This window comes from Lysinibacillus sp. RS11, assembly GCF_042019215.1.
GTDB lineage: Bacteria > Bacillota > Bacilli > Bacillales_A > Planococcaceae > Lysinibacillus > Lysinibacillus xylanilyticus_A.
The window spans coordinates 930,919-948,446 of sequence record NZ_CP168124.1; the positions used below are offsets into that span (position 1 = coordinate 930,919).

Here is a 17,528-nt window from a genome sequence, read left to right on the forward strand (position 1 = left end):
ATTGCGTGAAAGGAAAAACAGTTTTCATTACGGGTGCAGCTCGAGGTATCGGTCTCTCTATGGCACAAGCATTTGCTGAGCAGGGTGCGAATGTAGTTATAACAGATATAAATGAACAGCTTTTAGCGGAGGCAATTCAAAACAATCCTCAATTAACTGCATACACATGTGATGTTACGGATGAACAGGCAATAGGTGATGCTATTGACTGTACTATTGAAAAGTTTAAGACAATCGATATTTTAATCAATAACGCAGGGTTTCAGCATGTTTCTCTAATCGATGATTTTGCGACAGAAATTTTCGAATCGATGCAAAAGGTTATGTTAGTTGCACCTTTTATCGCAATGAAATATGCGTTACCACATATGAAGAAAAATAAGTTTGGACGCATTATTAATATGGCATCTATTAACGGAGTTATTGGGTTTGCGGGGAAGGCCGGATATAATGCAGCCAAGCATGGTGTTATTGGTTTAACAAAAGTGGCGGCATTGGAGGTCGCGAATGAGGGGATCACTGTGAATGCAATTTGCCCGGGATATGTCGATACAGAATTAGTGCGTAATCAGTTTACGGATTTGGCAAAGACAAGAGGGATTCAAGTAGAGGAAGTACTTGAGCAAGTGCTTTATCCACTCGTTCCTCAAAAACGCTTACTAGATGTATCAGAAATTACAGGACTTGCGCTTTATTTAGCAAGTGATATGGCAAAGGGTTTAACAGGTCAAGCAGTTATTTTGGATGGCGGTTATACAGCACAATAGCTTAGGGGGTTGAAATATGATTCAAACTAAAACAATCTTCACAGTTCATTCACCAGGAACTATCGTTTATGGGCGAGATTCTTTTGAAGAAGTAGGTGTATATGCTAAGAAGTTAGGGGCTAAGGCTCTTATCATTAGTGATCCGATAATGGATAGCTTAGGCTTTGTTCATCAATGTAGCACTTTATTAAAAACCTATGGATTGGAAGCGGTTTCATATTTAGGGGTAACGACAGAACCAGTCGATAGGTATGTAGCAGAGGGGCTTCATGTTTTACAATCTGAGGGCTGTGATATCATCATTTCCGTTGGTGGTGGGAGCTGTATCGATACAGGAAAAGCAATCGCGGTAGTTGCAACAAATGGTGGCTACATTGGTGATTATATGAAAATGGCAAAGATAGCTGAGCACACACCGATTCCGCATATTGCGATACCTACGACAGCAGGCACTGGCTCAGAAGCAACGGATGCAACAGTTATTACAAACTCGACAAATGAAGTGAAAATGATGATTAAGCAGCCTGCATTTATGCCAACTATCGCGATCGTCGACCCAATTTTAACGGTTACATCTCCTCCCGCCATTACTGCGGCAACGGGTATTGATGCATTGAGTCATGCTATTGAAAGCTATTTATCGCGTTTAGCACACCCATACTCGAATGTACTTGCCTTATCAGCAATGGATTTAATCGTTCATAATATTTTAAAAGTTTATGAACAAGGTAATGATATTGATGCTCGAGAAGCGATGTCGCTTGGCTCAATGCAAGCAGGTCTTGCATTTTCAAACGCATCTGTTGCTTTAGTGCATGGCATGTCTCGTCCAATAGGCGCGCTATTCCATGTGCCGCATGGTATTTCTAATGCCATGCTCTTGCCAGCGGTATTAGAATTTTCAAAGGATGCTTGTATCGACCGGCTAGCAGATATAGGAGAATTTTTTAATAAGGATCGAGAGCTGTTATCGCAAGAAGAGCTTGCCGATTTAGCGATTGTTTCGATTAAGGAAATGTGCAAAAGAATGGATATTGGTAATTTAAAACAATGGGGAATTGATGAGGAAGCCTATTATGCAGCCATACCTAAAATGGCAACGGATGCAACTGCCAGCGGTAGCCCAGGAAATAACCCTAAGGTGCCAACACAGGAAGAACTAATGGAGCTTTATAAAATTGCTTATCATTATGAGTTTTAGGAATTTGAGAAGAAACTGTCTAAAATGGAGTTACAAAGCGTAATTGTTTTGTAACTCTATTTTTATTGATTAATTCAATGTATTTGGCCCACTACCAAAACGTGTGGGGGCGAGCAGGGAGAAAATCCGCGCGAGCAGAGAATATCCGCGGAAGAGAGGTAAATATCCGCGCGAGCAGAGAATATCCGCGGAAGAGAGGTAAATATCCACGCGAGCAGAGAATATCCGCGGAAGAGAGGGAAATACCCGCGCGAAAGGAAAATATCCGCGGAAGAGCAAACACTCGAGCGGAGCAGGTGAATACCCTCGCAAAAAACTTCACTTTTTTTAGTTAGCTTAAAAATAAATTCGATGATTTTTATAGAATCAATATGACATATGCGAGAAAATATAGTAATATTTTATATGAATCATCATTCATTTTTGCAGAGGGGGAAATCGTATGTTGAAGGGGAAAACAATTATTATTACTGGTGGATCGAATGGGATGGGGCTTTATATGGCAAAGCAATTTGTTGCTGAAGGGGTAAATGTAGTTATTACAGGTCGTAACGAAGAGCGATTGGCAGAGGCGAAAGCCTTTATTTTAGAGGCTGGACAAACGATTGAAACATTCCAAATGGATGTTCGAGTGCCCGAGCATGCAGAGGCGATGCTAGCCTTTGCTGTTGAAAAGTTTGGACAGGTTGATGGGCTAGTGAATAATGCTGCTGGTAATTTTATTGTGCGTGCGGAGGATTTATCACCAAATGGTTGGAAGGCTGTTGTTGATATTGTTTTAAATGGGACATTCTACTGTTCTTCAGCAGTCGGTAAGTATTGGATTCAACAAAATATTAAAGGATCTATTCTTAATATGGTTGCGACTTATGCATGGAATGCAGGTGCTGGTGTGATTCATTCTGCAGCAGCGAAAGCAGGTGTATTGTCAATGACTAGAACGTTAGCTGTTGAATGGGGAAAACAATATGGCATTCGAGTAAATGCAATTGCTCCTGGTCCTATTGAACGTACAGGTGGTGCAGAGAAGCTCTGGGAATCAGAGGCTGCTGCTGCTCGAACGTTAGACTCTGTCCCGTTAGGCCGTACAGGTACTCCTGAAGAAATAGCTGATTTAGCAACATTTATGATGTCTGATAAGGCAAAGTACATGAACGGTGAATGTGTGACACTTGATGGCGGGCAATGGTTAAATCAGTATCCATTCTAACTTATTTCAGCGGGTGTACAAACATCTGCTGAAATAGAAGAACTCAGGCTAAGAACTTCACATCCTGTGAAAACGTCTGGGTGACCAACATCGTGTTGTTGCTGCGCTTTCGCACAGATAAAACCGTGTTGCTGACGCTGCGCTTTCGCATAAAAAACATCTGCAAGCCTAAGCACAAATTCGATTCAGGACGCAATTATGCCGAGGCATAATTGATAACAAAAATCTTTGCATAGCAGGGGGCTGGGTTGGCGCATACTAAGGGTAAAGAAAGGAGTTTTGCCTATGGGTATGTGGTTAATACCGGCTCTTATTGCCATTACAATTATTGCTGCCATTTCGCTTGTGTCAACGCTGAGAATTGCCAAAATGACGTCTGAACGGGAGTCAGAAAAAGATACGCCAATTTCAGAAACCGTTGAAGAATATGCAACTATGTTAAACCCAATCATTTGGGTATATGGAATTTTTTTGTTGTTTTTAGGTATAATGATTTTTTATTACTGGAGTAAAACTGGTTATTAAATAAATATTGTCTTCATTCAGTTCATATTTGCATAAATATGCCTGAATGAGGACACTTCGATAAACCTCAACATGTCCCCTATTTATGCTGTTTCCGATACTTAGTTTTCTTCAAAATCCTAAAATAATTCGTTTCGTTTAAAAAACTCTTCTCGACCTTGTCGTGGTCATAAAAGGAATAGTTATGATATGATAAAAGGGAAGCATCCTGTTCTGCATAGCGAGGACAGAAAAGGAGAAGAAGTTCATGATTTCAACTAACAGCAAAGACTTATTAGCAATGCCAATTAGTGATTTTATTATTTCATCTGAAAAAGTTGCACATGTACAAAGTGGAAATAGTGCTGAACATGCACTCCTTGTACTTACTCGTACAGGGTATTCGTCAATCCCTGTTTTAGATTTGAAATATCGACTTCAAGGTTTACTAAGCATGAAAATGATTACCGAATCCATTCTTGGACTCGAACATATTGAATATGAAAAACTACCCGATATTAAAGTAGATACAATAATGGAGAAAGACATCGCTGTATTAAAGTTGACGGATACTTTTCAGCGGGCTCTCGACTTAGTGATTAACCACGCCTTTTTATGCGTTGTGGATGAAGATGGAACATTTGCTGGGATTTTAACGAGACGTGTTATTTTAAAGCAATTGAAAAAATATATTTATCAAAAAGAGTAGTAGTTTAAGAGGGGACTCGGATGAAAATCATGAGGTCCTCTTTGCTTGTAATGGAGGTTTACTGATTGATGGCAACAGAGGCAGAAATTTTAAAAGTACTTGCTGAGGAACGCAATATGAGAAAAGCGGCAGAACGACTATTTTTATCTCAACCCGCGCTTTCTCAACGGTTGCAAACGATTGAAAAAGACTGGGGTGCACAGTTATTTATTCGTTCTCAAAAAGGACTGACAGCGACACCTGCTGGAGAGCAAGTTATTGCCTATGCAACTGAAATGCTGAGCAAAAAAGAAGAGATTTTTGAAACGATCCAATCATTAACGACGAAAGTTAATGGGACATTGAAAATTGCTTGTGCATCCATTGTTGGTCAAAATTGGCTTCCTAAAATTTTAAAGGATTTTGTAACAAAATATCCTGAGGCAAAAATTTCTCTAATGACCGGCTGGAGCTCTGAAATTGTAAAAGCACTATATGAGGGAGAGGCTCATGTAGGAATTGTACGTGGGCAAGTTGATTGGAAAGGGGAAAAGATTCACCTGTTTCGTGACACCCTTTATTTAGTAGATAAAGAGCTAAAAACGATTGAAGATGTACTCACGACAGAACGACCTTTTATTCAATTTAAAAGTGATTCTAACTATTATCAGGAAATTCAACAATGGTGGCAGCAGCATTTCGCTTCAAATCCGAGTAAACAAATTTTAGTAGATCAGATTGAAATTTGTAAGCAAATGGCATTGAACGGTATCGGTTATGCTATTTTACCTTCAATCACTTTAAATGACCATGATGGTATTAATAAAATAGCGCTTACAAATAATGAAAAAGAATTTGGTTTGACTCGTGATACTTGGTTAATAGGCTATGAATCCTCATTTGAATTACGACAAGTAGAGGCTTTTGTAGAAGTTGTGCAAGACCATGCGCGATGTTTGTTTGATTATACGAAATAAGAATAATATGAAGGCAGTCCCAAGTGATTCACTAGGGACTGCTTTTTTTTATCGCTGGATTGGGACGCCCCTAGGAAAGCGACCAATCGGAACGGAGATCAAAGCCACACTTTAGTAATTTGCTAATTCTTAAGAGTTTATGAATATTCATGAAGATGTCATAAGAAATGGAACAAAATGCAAAATTAATCGTATAATTAATTATACGATTAATTTACAAAAAAAGGGGTTGAGCTTTTGAAAAAAACGAATATAACGGCACTCATACTATTATGCATACTTGTTATTAGCTTTATTCTACCAGTAGAGCAAGCAAGTGCAGCGGCTACTATAGAGGTACAAGCTAAGGTAGGGATTAATGGTAAAGCTAAATACCAATCCGTTGTGCCACTGCAAGTAACAGTAAAAAATAATGGTGCAGATTTTTCTGGAGATATGGTCATAAATGCTTCAGGTTCCTATGAGGCTGCATCAGCACGAGTGCTTCCAATCGATATAGCGGCAGGAGAAGAAAAGACATTTGATTTTTATCTCGATGGTTTAGCTGACTATAATTATTCGAATGCAGATGTGTTTGCATTTTATGAAGGAAGTATCGAACAAGGGAAAAAGGTTGCTTATAAAGGAACAAAGCAGCTACAAGGTAATTTTTTAGATCCTTCATCTGTTTTTATCTATACATTAACGGATAAAAGTGATCGTTTATCAGCATTTTTGCGTTTATCTCAATCTGCTCCTCAAAGTAATGTTGAAGTTTTCAATTTAAATCAAATCAAGGATTATACATTACCAGAGGATGCTCAAGGATACGCAATGGCGGATGTTATCGCCATTGATGAAATTGCTATTGCTGATTTATCGAAAAAGCAACAAGAATCTTTACTAAAATGGGTGCAGGATGGCGGAACATTATTGTTGGGTGCTGCTGATCAAGTAAATGCAACAGCAGGTATTTTCAAAGATTATTTACCACTTGCATTATCTCAGCAAATGACATCAGTTTCTGCAGATAGTCTATCGAAATTAGCAGGCAGTGGAATTTTTACACAACCAATTTCAGTTTATACAGCAACTGAAAACCGAGGAAGTATTTCTGTATTAAGAGATGGCAATACAATACTAGCGTCTAAGAAAAAAGTGGGCAGCGGGGAAATTATTCAAACAGCGTTTTCTTTAGGGGATCAACCACTTGCATCTATGGATGGCTACGCAGCGTTAATTTCGAAAATACTGAATATTCAAAGCTTTTCGCAACAGGGGATGATGGCAAATGGCCAGCCAATGATGGATCAACTTTCGTATGAACTTCGTAATGTAAATGAATTATTCCCTTCGTTTGAAGTATCTGTTAGTTATATGCTCATTGTTATCATTTTATATATTTTAATCATCGGGCCTATTTTGTATTTTATCTTAAAGAAAATAGACAAGCGTGAACATGCGTGGTGGCTTATTCCTGCAATATCAGTTGTGCTTTCTATTGTTCTATTTATTTTTGGTGCTAAAGATAGAATTGTACAACCGCAAATACAGCAATCGGCATTTTATAAAATCAATGACGATAGTAGCTTAAATGGTTATTATGTAGAGTCTATTTTAACAAACCGTAGCGGTGATTTTGTTGTGAATACAGATAAGGATACTAGTGCAATTGCTTTGCGAAGTAACAATAACTTCTCAGGGACAATAGGAGACTTACATGAGTCATCCTATATTAAAGAAAATGCAAATGGATCGACGTTAACACTACGTGACTTAAGCTATTGGTCTGTGCAATCCTTTGCAGGGAAGACAGCGGCACAAAATATTGGCAAGATGGATATCGATATTACGTTAAAAAATGAAAAGCTAACTGGGACAATTAAGAACAATTTTCCATTTGCCTTAAAGGATGTTACGTTAATCTCTGGCATTAAAGAAGTTCAACTTGGCGACATTGAAGCGAATGGAATACTTAAAGTCGACAAGGAGCTAATAGCAACAGTTCTTCAAAAGCCATCGACGTTTACTAATTACAATTATAATTATCCATCGAAGAAGGAAGAAGTGGACCCTCAACGTATCGAGCGTATGAAAACTTTGGCACTACCGCTTGTAGAAAATGAAAAGAAACCTGTTATTACTGCTTGGGCAGACCAAGCAATTGCTAAGGTTGAGCTAGATACAAGTGCCAATATGTCACCTATTTCATATTTTGTTCAGCCATTTGACGGCAAAGTAGAGCTAACAGGTCCGTTTACGATGAAACGTAACAATTTTACGTATTCACTAAACCCACTATCTCCTAATTCGCATTTCGAAATAATTGATGAGCAGTTAAACAATTGGTCCTTGTCTGACGGTTTATATGAAGTATCAATTGCATTGCCAGATAATTTTAAGCAGTCAGTTCAAACATTAAACGAACTGACAATTTCAAATAAGGACGTTAACCGTATGGAGCTATCGATTTGGAATAACGAAACGAAAAAATATGAGCCATTGGTAGATACAAAACAGGTGTTTACAGATAACATTACAAAATATTTCAATGAAAATGATGCGTTACTTATTGAAATTAAATTCGGACCGGATCAAACAGGTGAGCCAACAAAATTACCAGATGTAGAGCTGAAGGGAGTGGCGAAATAATGATTGAAATTCGTGATTTAACAAAAAGATATGGCTCCTTTACAGCACTAGATCAATTAAATCTATCATTGGAGGAAGGGGTTGTATTTGGTTTTGTAGGTGCTAATGGGGCTGGTAAATCGACTACATTTTCAATATTAGCAACTCTACTGTCTCCAACCTCTGGTGATGCGCTTATTAATGGAAAAAGCGTTATTAAAGAACCAAAAGAAGTACGTAAGCAAATTGGTTATATGCCCGATTTCTTTGGTGTATATGATCAGTTAAAAGTAGATGAATATTTAGATTTTTATGGTGCAAGTTATGGCATTGGTGCGGCTGATCGTAAAGTATTGATTCCTCAATTACTAGAGCTTGTGAATTTAACGCATAAACGTTATGACTATGTAGATTTACTGTCACGTGGAATGAAGCAGCGCCTTTGTTTAGCTCGTGCCCTTATCCATGATCCAAAGGTATTAATTTTAGATGAGCCTGCATCAGGTTTAGACCCACGTGCACGTGTAGAAATGCGTGATATTTTACGAAATTTAAAATCCATGGGTAAAACGATTTTAATCTCCTCACACATTTTGCCTGAGCTTGCAGAAATGTGTGATGAAATTGGTGTGATTGATAATGGTAAATTAATCGCTCATGGCAACGTAGCTTCCATTCAAGCACAGCTACAGGGGGAAAAGCGTATTGTGATAAAGGTAACAGATCAGTTAAACGAGGTGCGTGCATTCTTAGAGGAAGATCCACTAATATCTTCTATAGATTTGATGGATAATCGCTTAGAAATAGCCTTTAATTATCGTGGAACAAATGCTGATCAGGTGGCGCTGTTGAAGAAAGCGATACTTGCAAATTTACCTATTTATGCATTAAGTGAAGAGGAAAAAGATTTAGAGGATGTCTTTATGGCCATTACGAAGGGAGCGGACAATCAATGATGGAACGATTTTATAATCCGGTACTCGTAAAAGAATTGAAGTTACGCTTCCGTTCTTTTAAAAGCTTTTCAGGTTTAATGTTTTATTTAGCGGTTATTTGTCTATTCATCGCAGGGTTTTTACTATTAACAACTGAATTCACAGGCAAGGGATTCTTTAGACCAGATACAAGCTTCATGATGTTTGCGGTATTAACAATATTACAAATGGCTCTTGTCCTTTTTATCACACCAAGCTTAACGGCTGGTGCAATAAGTAGCGAAAGGGAAAAGCAAACATTAAATATTTTACTAACAACAACACAAAGCTCTACACAGATTATAATTGGAAAATTATTATCTTCGGTAGCATTTTTAGTATTAATGCTAATCGCTGGGCTGCCATTATATAGCTTAGTATTTTTATTTGGTGGTGTATCGCCGTCTCAATTAATTTCAATATTTTTATTTTACTTATTAACAGTTGTAGCAATTGGTAGTATTGGTGTGATGTTTTCAACTATTACAAAGCGCACAATTGTCGCAATGATTTCTACGTACGGATCGATCATCTTTTTAGGTGGTATTACGGCATTTTTCTTCTTTTTAACGATGGCCTTCCACCAGATGGGCAATAACATTAGTAGCACTTCCTTTATGTCTTATTTTTGGGCTTCTATTAACCCAGGTGCATTAATGCTTACGCTGATTTCGCCAGAATTGGGAGACGAATTAGTGAGATTATCGGGAGTAGAATTACCTGTATGGATTACGTATTTAATAGCTTATTCATTAATTATTGTTCTTTGTTTAACAATTGCCATTAAAAAATTACGTGCCAATATGAAAAGTAACCGATGAGGAGGAAATTTTATGGGGCGTCGTAAGCAATTACGAAAATATATTCAACGTGCAAAGACGAGTTTAACAATAGAAAGAAGCATTCCAATTGCACAGTACGGCTTGTTTTTTGCATTGCTTTCGAGTGCTTCACTTGTCCTCGTCTCTAGATTGTTTGTATGGCCTTATTATCGCCAAACAGCTCTTGTTGCCTTTATCGCTGTCATACTAGCAACGGTACTTTTTATGTGGTGGAAGCGTGTAAAAGAAAAGGAAGCGTTGCATACACTGGATGATTATTTTTCTCACAATGAACTGGTGACAGCCTTATCGTTTGAGGACGATAAGGATCCACTTGTTCAATCTTTGTTAAATAAAGCGATACAAAGCGTCGAATCTGCGTTTGCTAATTTTAAGGCTCGACAGAAAAATTTGTTGCAGCCAAAGGCGTTGGCTGGTCTATTTGTAACAGCTGTTGTATTAGCAATACTTTATATGTTTCCAGCGGCTACACAAATTGAAGCTATTGAGGTGGAAAAAGAAAAAGCTGTTATTGAAGACGTAAAGAAGGAAGTTGCTAAACTAGAGAAAAAAGCAGAAACAAAAGAAGTGAAAGAGCAATTAAAGGAATTGCAAAATACGTTAAAAGAGGCAGAAACAGCTGAGGAGGCATTACGCGAAGTTGTGAAAAAGCAAAAGGAGCTGGCCTTAAAGGAACAGCAATTAAAAGATAAGCAAACTGCTAGTAAGGATGGCGCTAGTGAAGAGACGGGCTTATCGAAGGAAGAAGCGGAGAAGTTAAAGGAGCTTGCCCAAATGCAAGAGGAGCTAACACAAAATGCAAATGCTACTCAAACAGCTATGAGCAAGCTTGGAAAACCCGCAAGTAATACACTACAAAATGCTATTGCCAGTGCCAATAGTACAAAAAACAATCAGCAAAACAATACGAATACGAATTCGAATCAAAATTCCTCGGGGAATTCATCGCAAAGCAATCAGCAAGCTCAAACAGGACAGCAAGGACAAAATAATTCCCAAAATGGTTCCCAACAACAGGCTAGTAGTAAAGGGCAGGGACAAGGATCGAATAAAAGCAATCAACAAGGACAAGGCAATGGTCAGGGACAAGGGCAAGGAAATGGCAAAGGTTTAAGTTCAAGTACTGCTTCAGGAGGTAAAGGTGCAGGCGCAGGTGTAGGACAGGGCAAGCGAGATTTGTTAACGACACCGAATAGGATTGGTGGTTCTAGTCAGACTTCAGTTGACGGCGGAGCATTAGGAGATGGCTCAAATATTTCGGAACAACAAGGAAATGGCCCGATTACTAAAGGTTCTATCCGCCCCTATGAGGAAGTTATAGGCTCCTATAAAGATAGCTATTTAGAAAGCTCAGAGCGTTTACAATTACCGAAGGATTTACAAAATGTCGTGCAATCTTATTTCACGTCAATTGAGTCGCAATAGGAGGAAAAGGAATGGCATTTACAGAGCAACAGTATGTTGAAATGAGTACGAAATTACAACAAGTAAAGGAAGAAATTCATCGCTTTATCGTTGGGCAAGAAGAAGCAATTGATTATACATTGTACGCCGTCCTTGCTGATGGGCACGCATTATTAGAGGGCTTGCCTGGTTTAGGGAAAACGATGTTAATTCGTACAATTTCTGAAGTACTAGATTTATCATTTTCGCGCATTCAATTTACGCCAGACTTAATGCCGGCGGATATTACAGGGACAAGTATGATTGAGCGCACACCAGACGGCAAACAGCAGTTTTCGTTCCAGCCAGGTCCGATTTTTAGCCAAATGGTATTAGCGGATGAGATTAACCGAGCAACGCCAAAAACACAAAGTGCACTGCTGGAAGCTATGGGCGAAAAAACGGTAACAATCTTGGGAGATACAAAGAAGATGGCGAGACCATTCTTCGTGCTAGCAACACAAAATCCGATTGAGATGGAAGGAACGTACCCATTACCAGAGGCACAAATGGACCGTTTTCTATGTAAAATTCTTGTACCATACCCAGAGAAAAGTGAGCTAATGGAGATTATGAAGCGTACAACAGGTGCTATGGCAATTAATTTACAAAAGATGATGAATACGGACACACTTATTGAAGCACAGCAAATGGTAAAGGAAATACTTGTTGCTGATGAAATGCTTGAATTTGCGACAGATCTAGTTGTGGCTACACATCCTGATAGAGACGATGCAATTGACGAGGTTAAACAGTATGCAATGTATGGTAGCGGTCCTCGAGGTTTACAAAGTTTAATCAAATTAGCGAAGGCAAGAGCGCTTATGAATGGTCGTTTCCATGTTTCAGTAGCAGATATTAAATCTGTTGCAAAGCCAGTATTACGCCATCGTATGCTGCTGAATTATGAAGGGGAGGCTTCAGGTAAAACAGCAGACGATGTGATTGACGTAATTTTAGATAAGGTACAACAAGGTGTTAGCAGGTGACGCAAAAATTATTATTGCCAGAGGATTGGTTAGCGAAAATCAGTCGCTTCCAAGTGGCGACGGCCTCCAAATTACGTGGGCAGCATAAGGGCTCGCACCGTTCGCAACGTTTCGGAGCATCACTCGATTTCTCAGATTTCCGTGAATATCATTTAGGTGATGATGTGCGTCAGGTCGATTGGAACGTCTTTGCAAGAACGGATAAATACTTCATTAAACGTTTTTTAGATGAACAAGAGATGCGTGTACACATTCTGCTAGACACGACTAAATCTATGGGTGAACAAGCGAAATGGACTTTCGCACGGCAAATTGTTGCCTCGCTTGGCCTAATGGTGCTTGGTCGCGATGATCGTTTATCGTTTTCTTTTGTACAGGATGACGTCAAGCCACCATTTCGCCGTAAAGGTGCTATGTATCGTCGTGCCTTTTTACAGGTGGTAACAGAGATTGAGGAAGCTACTTATACAAGTAGCTTCGCACAGGGAGCTTTAAAAGCATTGCCTAAGGATAGTACAGTGCTATTTATTATCACGGATGGGCTTGAGCCGATTGAGGAGTGGGAGCAACTCTTGAAAAGGCTACCACGATTTGCAGGGGATGTGCGCATTTTGCAAATTGCTACGCAGGAAGAAATATCACCCGAATATACTGGGGATGTACGCTTACTCGATCGTGAAACTGGCAGAGATGTGAATGTTACGATGTCTTCAAAGGTTCTGGACACATACCTGGCAAGACGTTTATTACATGAAGAGGAATTTGAGGCGATCTGTCGGCGCTTCGGTGTTCGAAAATTACAGCTTAAAGTTGAGGATGGATTGCAGCATGCCATCTTTCAACAATTATTAAAAGCACATTGGATTAGGTGAGGTGAGCCGTATTGGGCTTTAGTCAAATACTTTTTAGCTGGACGGCCATCATCCCGGTCATTGTCCTACTATATTATTTCTTTCGAAAAAAATATACCGATCAAACCGTGTCCTCGACATTATTTTGGTCGGAAATTATGCAAGAAACACGTGTATCACCATACTTAAAGCATTTACAAAAAAATGCACTGCTTTATTTACAACTGCTTGCACTGATTTTACTTGTACTTGCACTAATGAATCCTTATGTGAAAAAATCAACCATTGCTGGGGCACAAACAATTTTCATTGTGGACACGTCTGCCACGATGTTAGCAGGGAAAGAGCAATCAACATTTGACACACATAAGGAGGAAATGCTCTCTTTGGTCAATCAGCTTGATGGAAGACCTGTAACGCTCATCACAACAGGAAATACACCGAAAGCTATTTTACAGCAAGAAACGAATACCAAAGTTATTGAAAAAGCTATTCAAGAGTTGCAAGTAACCTATGAAACGGATCAGATGAATAAGGCTCTTGATGTGGCACAGGCTTTTGTTGGTGAAACACCAACATCTATTTATGTTTTTACAGATGCACTTGATAAAAAGCATTTACCGATGGAAAAGGATACGGTGAAGTGGTTAGTAAAAGGGTCTGCTAAGGATTTAACAAATATCGCAATTACACGATTTGCTGCTACTACAGATGGTCAATCTACGATGGCGCTTGTGCAGTTACAAAATGATACTGATCGAGAGCAAAAGGTAGCACTTTCCCTACAGACTGTTAAGGGGGATGAGATAACTACAGAGCGTGTCACATTACCGCCGAATGAAGCTGTAACGAAAACATTTAAAGACTTACCGTTAGAAAATACTTTAACTGCCAAGATAACTGCTAATGATGATTACGTAGTCGATAATTCACAAACTGTATTGCTACAAACAGCCACTTCAAAAGTAGTTGTCGATCAAAGTATGCATCAACTCATTCAAAAAGGTTTTCAAACGATTAATAGTGGAGTGAAAATTGTTCCATCTCTACAAGTAGCGGACAATCAAGATGCCACAGTTGTGACAAATCAAACGGCGCTACTCGAAAAGATGGATAAGCCGATTGTATTATTTGGACGTGATGATGTTAAAAAGGTTGAAGCAACTGGAGAAGTAACAATTACAAGTGATGCATTGTTTGCTTTTAGTGAGCTAAAAGATATTTATATTAGTGCTGTATATCCAGGGTTCGAGGGCTATAAAACGATTGCATCAGTTGGTGATCAGCCATTTATACAACGTTCACCAGAAGGAGATATTGTTATTTTAGCGGATATTGCTGATACAGATTGGCCGCTACATCCCTCTTTCCCATTATTTTTATGGAGTGCTGAACAGCAGCTTTCAGAATCAATTGGTTCACTCGGTATTTTTGCACCAAATGAGCAACGAGCAGTTGCTTTAGCGCAAGGTGATTGGAGTGTTTATTCGCAGGATGATGAGTTTTTATCGTCTATTACAAATGGTTTATTAACAGCTCCAATAAAGCCAGGAATTTATACCGCACGCTCAAATAATGAAGAAAAGCGCTTCATCGTACAGCTTCAAGCTCAAGAACGTGTCATTGAAAAAGGGACAAGCTATACGCTTGGAGAGCTTCAGGATAATGGTAAGGAAGAAATATCGAAAACTTCGTTGGTGCCTTGGCTTATCCTTATTATTTTAGTATTACTTGTTTTAGAGTGGGAGGTGCAACGACGTCGTGGATTTACGAATTGATATGCCATTAGTATTGTTGCTTTTACTTCCATTGCTTATGTATTTTGGATGGACCTATTGGCGTGAGCGTCAGCGACTCAAAAAGAGTCATATTGTCGTACTAGGTATTCGTATTGTGGCGATATTCTGCTTAGTCTTTGCGCTTGCTGGACCTTATATTTTATTACCTGTAAAGGAAGAACAAATCGTATATTTAGTTGACCGTTCTGCTTCGATGAATGGTACAGAAGATGAGATGGTTCAGTTTATAGACGAAAGTTTGAAGTCGAAAAAAGATGAACAACTTGCAGGGGTTTATTCTTTTTCATCGACACTGCAAACAGAAGCCATTTTATCTAATTCTTTAAAGGAAGTGCCGAAGTTTACAGCTATAAAGGCGACCGACCAAACAAATATTGAACAAAGTCTACAGCTCGCTTCGGGTATAGTAGATCCGAAAAAGGCAACACGACTTGTACTCTTAACTGATGGTAATGAAACAAAAGGAGATGCCCTTGAGTTTGCAACAAAGTTCAAAGGGTCAAATATAAGTGTCGATGTAGTGCCGTTTAATAAATCTGTTACGAACGATGTATCACTTAAAAGTTTTGTAACCCCACAAGTTTCTTATGTAGGTGAGCAGCAGCAATTAGTTACTGAAATTAATGCAACTGCGGCGGGGCAAGGTGAGCTATTATTATACGAAAATGATGAGCTTATTCATCGTGAGGCAGTAGAGCTTGCGGAAGGTTCCAACGTGTTTACGTATAAACATGCGGCAACTGGAGAAGGACTTGTGAAATATGAGGCAATGGTTCAAGTTGATCAAGATGCGATTTTTGAAAATAATAAATTAACAAGTGTCACAATGGTGCAAAGTGAACCACATTTATTAATTGTCAATGGTTATGACACAGCTTCACCAATCGCTGCAGCACTTGGCAACCAATCAATCGACTATGATGTTGTAGATGCTAAAAGTTTGCCAAATGAACTTTCTAGTTATTTACAATACAATGCCATCATTTTTGATAATGTGCCAGGGCATTTAGTAGGCGAGGCGAAAATGAATGTCATTGAACAAGCGGTAAAAAACTTTGGTGTCGGCTTTACAATGGTCGGTGGTGAAAATAGCTTTGGCTTGGGTGGCTATTTTAAAACACCAATCGAAACTTTGCTACCTGTGGAAATGGAGATTAAAGGTAAGGAGCAATTACCATCATTAGGGCTTGTGATTGTGCTTGATCGCTCAGGAAGTATGTCTGGAGCGAAGTTAGAGCTTGCTAAGGAGGCGGCCGCTCGTTCAGTAGAAATGCTACGAGATGAGGATACGCTCGGGTTTATTGCTTTTGATGACCGACCTTGGGAAATTATTGAGACAGGACCACTTGGCAAAAAGGAAGAAGCTGTGGACACGATTTTATCTGTAACGCCAGGTGGTGGTACAGAAATATATGGATCACTTGCTAAAGCCTATGAAAACCTAGCTGATTTAAAGCTGCAACGTAAGCATATTATTCTCTTAACAGACGGTCAGTCACAGTCGGGAAATTATGAGGATTTAATTGCAGAAGGCAAAGACAGAGGCATTACACTATCGACGGTTGCAATTGGTCAGGATGCAGATGCTAATTTACTGGAAGCACTTAGTGAGATGGGAAGTGGACGTTTCTACGATGTTGTTGATGAGCAGACGATACCATCTATTTTATCTCGTGAAACGGCAATGATTTCACGCACATATATTGAGGATAACCCATTCTATCCAACTATTTATAATGCATCCGGATGGAATACGCTGTTTGCGAATGGTGTACCTCAAATGAATGCTTATATTGGCACGACAGCAAAGCAGGGAGCCACAGTTATTGCAGAAAGTGAGAAGGAAGATCCGGTGCTAGCACAGTGGCAATATGGTCTTGGCAAAACATTCGCCTTTACTTCTGATTCGACAGGAAAATGGACAGGAGACTGGGCAAGATGGCAGAATTGGGGCACATTTTGGCAAACGCTTATTTCACAAATGCTACCAAGCTATAACGATGTTGCCTATGATGTTCGTCTTGAGTCAGACGGCTCGTTTGTTATCACGGATCCAACAAATGAAGCGGCGTTTTTAGATATTGTTGCTGTTAATGAAGCTGGTGAAGAACTTGAAACACAGCTTGAAACAATTTCAGCATCACAAGTTCGAGCAGTTGTACAAGCAGAACCAGGTCTGATTTTCTTCCGTATTGCAGATGAAGAAAAGGCTATTTACCAGGCGGGCCTAAGTGTCCCTTATAGTGCTGAATATGAATTACGTCCAGTGAATGATAAGTTAGTAGAAGAATTGACGAAGCAAACAGGCGGCTCCGTTTTGAAAGAGCCGAACGAAGTATTCCGTGAGTTTAGTAAAAAAGGTGCGGAACGTCAAAATATTGCAACATGGCTTCTATTAGCAGGTATGCTACTATTCTTCATCGATATTACCATTCGACGCTTTGGATGGAGTTTCCTAACAAGGCCAAGAAAGAAAGAGCAGATTGTAGAGGAAAAAACAATACAGGCAGAAGATACAAACGTTGCCCAGCTATTAAAGGGCATGAAAAAACGATCCTAACAAACAAAACGATGGTTCATTGCTTTATAGCAATGAGCCATTGTTTCGTTTTGCTTTGCTTGTAAAATCATGAAAAGTAAAATTAATCTTGTTATTAATGGGATTTAATGTAA

General features: G+C 39.2%; 15 protein-coding genes. 14 read left to right on the top strand and 1 reads right to left on the bottom strand.

Annotation, left to right across the window (positions count from 1 at the left end; all coding sequences use genetic code 11):
• The first annotated feature begins 5 nt into the window (after nucleotides 1–5).
• The 3 genes from AB9L17_RS04525 (at nucleotide 6) to fadH (ending at nucleotide 3,178) form a co-directional block, all read left to right on the top strand.
• Nucleotides 6–767, top strand: coding sequence for a 3-hydroxybutyrate dehydrogenase (locus AB9L17_RS04525; RefSeq protein WP_068983349.1), 762 nt, complete (start codon nucleotides 6–8; stop codon nucleotides 765–767).
• Nucleotides 768–783: 16 nt separating this feature from the next.
• Nucleotides 784–1,968: an iron-containing alcohol dehydrogenase gene (locus tag AB9L17_RS04530; RefSeq protein ID WP_068983348.1), complete on the top strand. Its 1,185-nt coding sequence runs from the start codon at nucleotides 784–786 to the stop codon at nucleotides 1,966–1,968.
• Between the two features lie 442 nt (nucleotides 1,969–2,410).
• Complete coding sequence (fadH, locus tag AB9L17_RS04535) at nucleotides 2,411–3,178, top strand: 2,4-dienoyl-CoA reductase (RefSeq protein WP_375200146.1); 768 nt, start codon at nucleotides 2,411–2,413, stop codon at nucleotides 3,176–3,178.
• Here fadH and AB9L17_RS04540 read toward each other — a convergent pair.
• Nucleotides 3,175–3,354: a hypothetical protein gene (locus AB9L17_RS04540; RefSeq protein ID WP_223552822.1), complete on the bottom strand. Its 180-nt coding sequence runs from the start codon at nucleotides 3,352–3,354 to the stop codon at nucleotides 3,175–3,177. The two genes, fadH and AB9L17_RS04540, sit on opposite strands and share 4 nt — an antisense overlap.
• Before the next feature lie 109 nt (nucleotides 3,355–3,463).
• Between AB9L17_RS04540 and AB9L17_RS04545 the strand changes: the two genes are divergently transcribed.
• The 11 genes from AB9L17_RS04545 (at nucleotide 3,464) to AB9L17_RS04595 (ending at nucleotide 17,415) form a co-directional block, all read left to right on the top strand.
• Nucleotides 3,464–3,703 carry a short-chain dehydrogenase gene (locus AB9L17_RS04545; protein ID WP_068983346.1) on the top strand — a complete coding sequence of 80 codons (240 nt, stop codon included), beginning with the start codon at nucleotides 3,464–3,466 and terminating at the stop codon, nucleotides 3,701–3,703.
• A gap of 247 nt (nucleotides 3,704–3,950) precedes the next feature.
• Nucleotides 3,951–4,391 carry a cyclic-di-AMP-binding protein CbpB gene (gene cbpB, locus AB9L17_RS04550; RefSeq protein WP_068983345.1) on the top strand — a complete coding sequence of 147 codons (441 nt, stop codon included), beginning with the start codon at nucleotides 3,951–3,953 and terminating at the stop codon, nucleotides 4,389–4,391.
• Between the two features lie 68 nt (nucleotides 4,392–4,459).
• Nucleotides 4,460–5,347: a LysR family transcriptional regulator gene (locus tag AB9L17_RS04555; RefSeq protein ID WP_068983344.1), complete on the top strand. Its 888-nt coding sequence runs from the start codon at nucleotides 4,460–4,462 to the stop codon at nucleotides 5,345–5,347.
• A 237-nt stretch (nucleotides 5,348–5,584) separates the two neighbouring features.
• Nucleotides 5,585–7,978 (top strand): hypothetical protein, encoded by a 2,394-nt coding sequence (locus AB9L17_RS04560; protein WP_223552821.1) that lies wholly within the window; start codon nucleotides 5,585–5,587, stop codon nucleotides 7,976–7,978.
• Nucleotides 7,978–8,913 carry an ABC transporter ATP-binding protein gene (locus AB9L17_RS04565; protein WP_068983342.1) on the top strand — a complete coding sequence of 312 codons (936 nt, stop codon included), beginning with the start codon at nucleotides 7,978–7,980 and terminating at the stop codon, nucleotides 8,911–8,913. Before AB9L17_RS04560 ends, AB9L17_RS04565 begins: the two co-directional genes overlap by 1 nt.
• A complete protein-coding gene (locus tag AB9L17_RS04570) occupies nucleotides 8,910–9,752 on the top strand; it encodes an ABC transporter permease (RefSeq protein ID WP_068983341.1) in 843 nt (280 codons plus the stop codon). Before AB9L17_RS04565 ends, AB9L17_RS04570 begins: the two co-directional genes overlap by 4 nt.
• 12 nt (nucleotides 9,753–9,764) lie before the next feature.
• On the top strand, nucleotides 9,765–11,198 hold the full coding sequence (locus AB9L17_RS04575) for a hypothetical protein (protein WP_375200147.1): 1,434 nt from the start codon (nucleotides 9,765–9,767) through the stop codon (nucleotides 11,196–11,198).
• Nucleotides 11,199–11,209: 11 nt separating this feature from the next.
• Entirely contained in the window at nucleotides 11,210–12,205 is a 996-nt protein-coding gene (locus tag AB9L17_RS04580; RefSeq protein WP_068983339.1) for an AAA family ATPase, read from the top strand.
• The gene (locus AB9L17_RS04585) at nucleotides 12,202–13,077 is read left to right on the top strand and encodes a DUF58 domain-containing protein (RefSeq protein ID WP_068983338.1); all 876 of its coding nucleotides are present in this window, start codon (nucleotides 12,202–12,204) and stop codon (nucleotides 13,075–13,077) included. The genes AB9L17_RS04580 and AB9L17_RS04585 overlap by 4 nt, the downstream gene beginning before the upstream one ends.
• An 11-nt stretch (nucleotides 13,078–13,088) precedes the next feature.
• Nucleotides 13,089–14,834 (top strand): vWA domain-containing protein, encoded by a 1,746-nt coding sequence (locus AB9L17_RS04590; RefSeq protein WP_068983337.1) that lies wholly within the window; start codon nucleotides 13,089–13,091, stop codon nucleotides 14,832–14,834.
• Nucleotides 14,818–17,415, top strand: a complete 2,598-nt coding sequence (locus AB9L17_RS04595; RefSeq protein WP_375200148.1) for a VWA domain-containing protein — start codon at nucleotides 14,818–14,820, stop codon at nucleotides 17,413–17,415. Before AB9L17_RS04590 ends, AB9L17_RS04595 begins: the two co-directional genes overlap by 17 nt.
• The last annotated feature ends 113 nt before the right edge of the window (nucleotides 17,416–17,528 follow it).

Bases quoted from the DNA above. Each gene is read 5' to 3' on its own strand.
- AB9L17_RS04530 (WP_068983348.1), top strand. From the start codon at position 784: ATGATTCAAACTAAAACAATCTTCACAGTTCATTCACCAGGAACTATC.
- AB9L17_RS04570 (WP_068983341.1), top strand. From the start codon at position 8,910: ATGATGGAACGATTTTATAATCCGGTACTCGTAAAAGAATTGAAGTTA.
- AB9L17_RS04565 (WP_068983342.1), top strand. From the start codon at position 7,978: ATGATTGAAATTCGTGATTTAACAAAAAGATATGGCTCCTTTACAGCA.
- AB9L17_RS04580 (WP_068983339.1), top strand. From the start codon at position 11,210: ATGGCATTTACAGAGCAACAGTATGTTGAAATGAGTACGAAATTACAA.
- AB9L17_RS04575 (WP_375200147.1), top strand. From the start codon at position 9,765: ATGGGGCGTCGTAAGCAATTACGAAAATATATTCAACGTGCAAAGACG.
- fadH (WP_375200146.1), top strand. From the start codon at position 2,411: ATGTTGAAGGGGAAAACAATTATTATTACTGGTGGATCGAATGGGATG.
- AB9L17_RS04555 (WP_068983344.1), top strand. From the start codon at position 4,460: ATGGCAACAGAGGCAGAAATTTTAAAAGTACTTGCTGAGGAACGCAAT.
- AB9L17_RS04545 (WP_068983346.1), top strand. From the start codon at position 3,464: ATGGGTATGTGGTTAATACCGGCTCTTATTGCCATTACAATTATTGCT.
- cbpB (WP_068983345.1), top strand. From the start codon at position 3,951: ATGATTTCAACTAACAGCAAAGACTTATTAGCAATGCCAATTAGTGAT.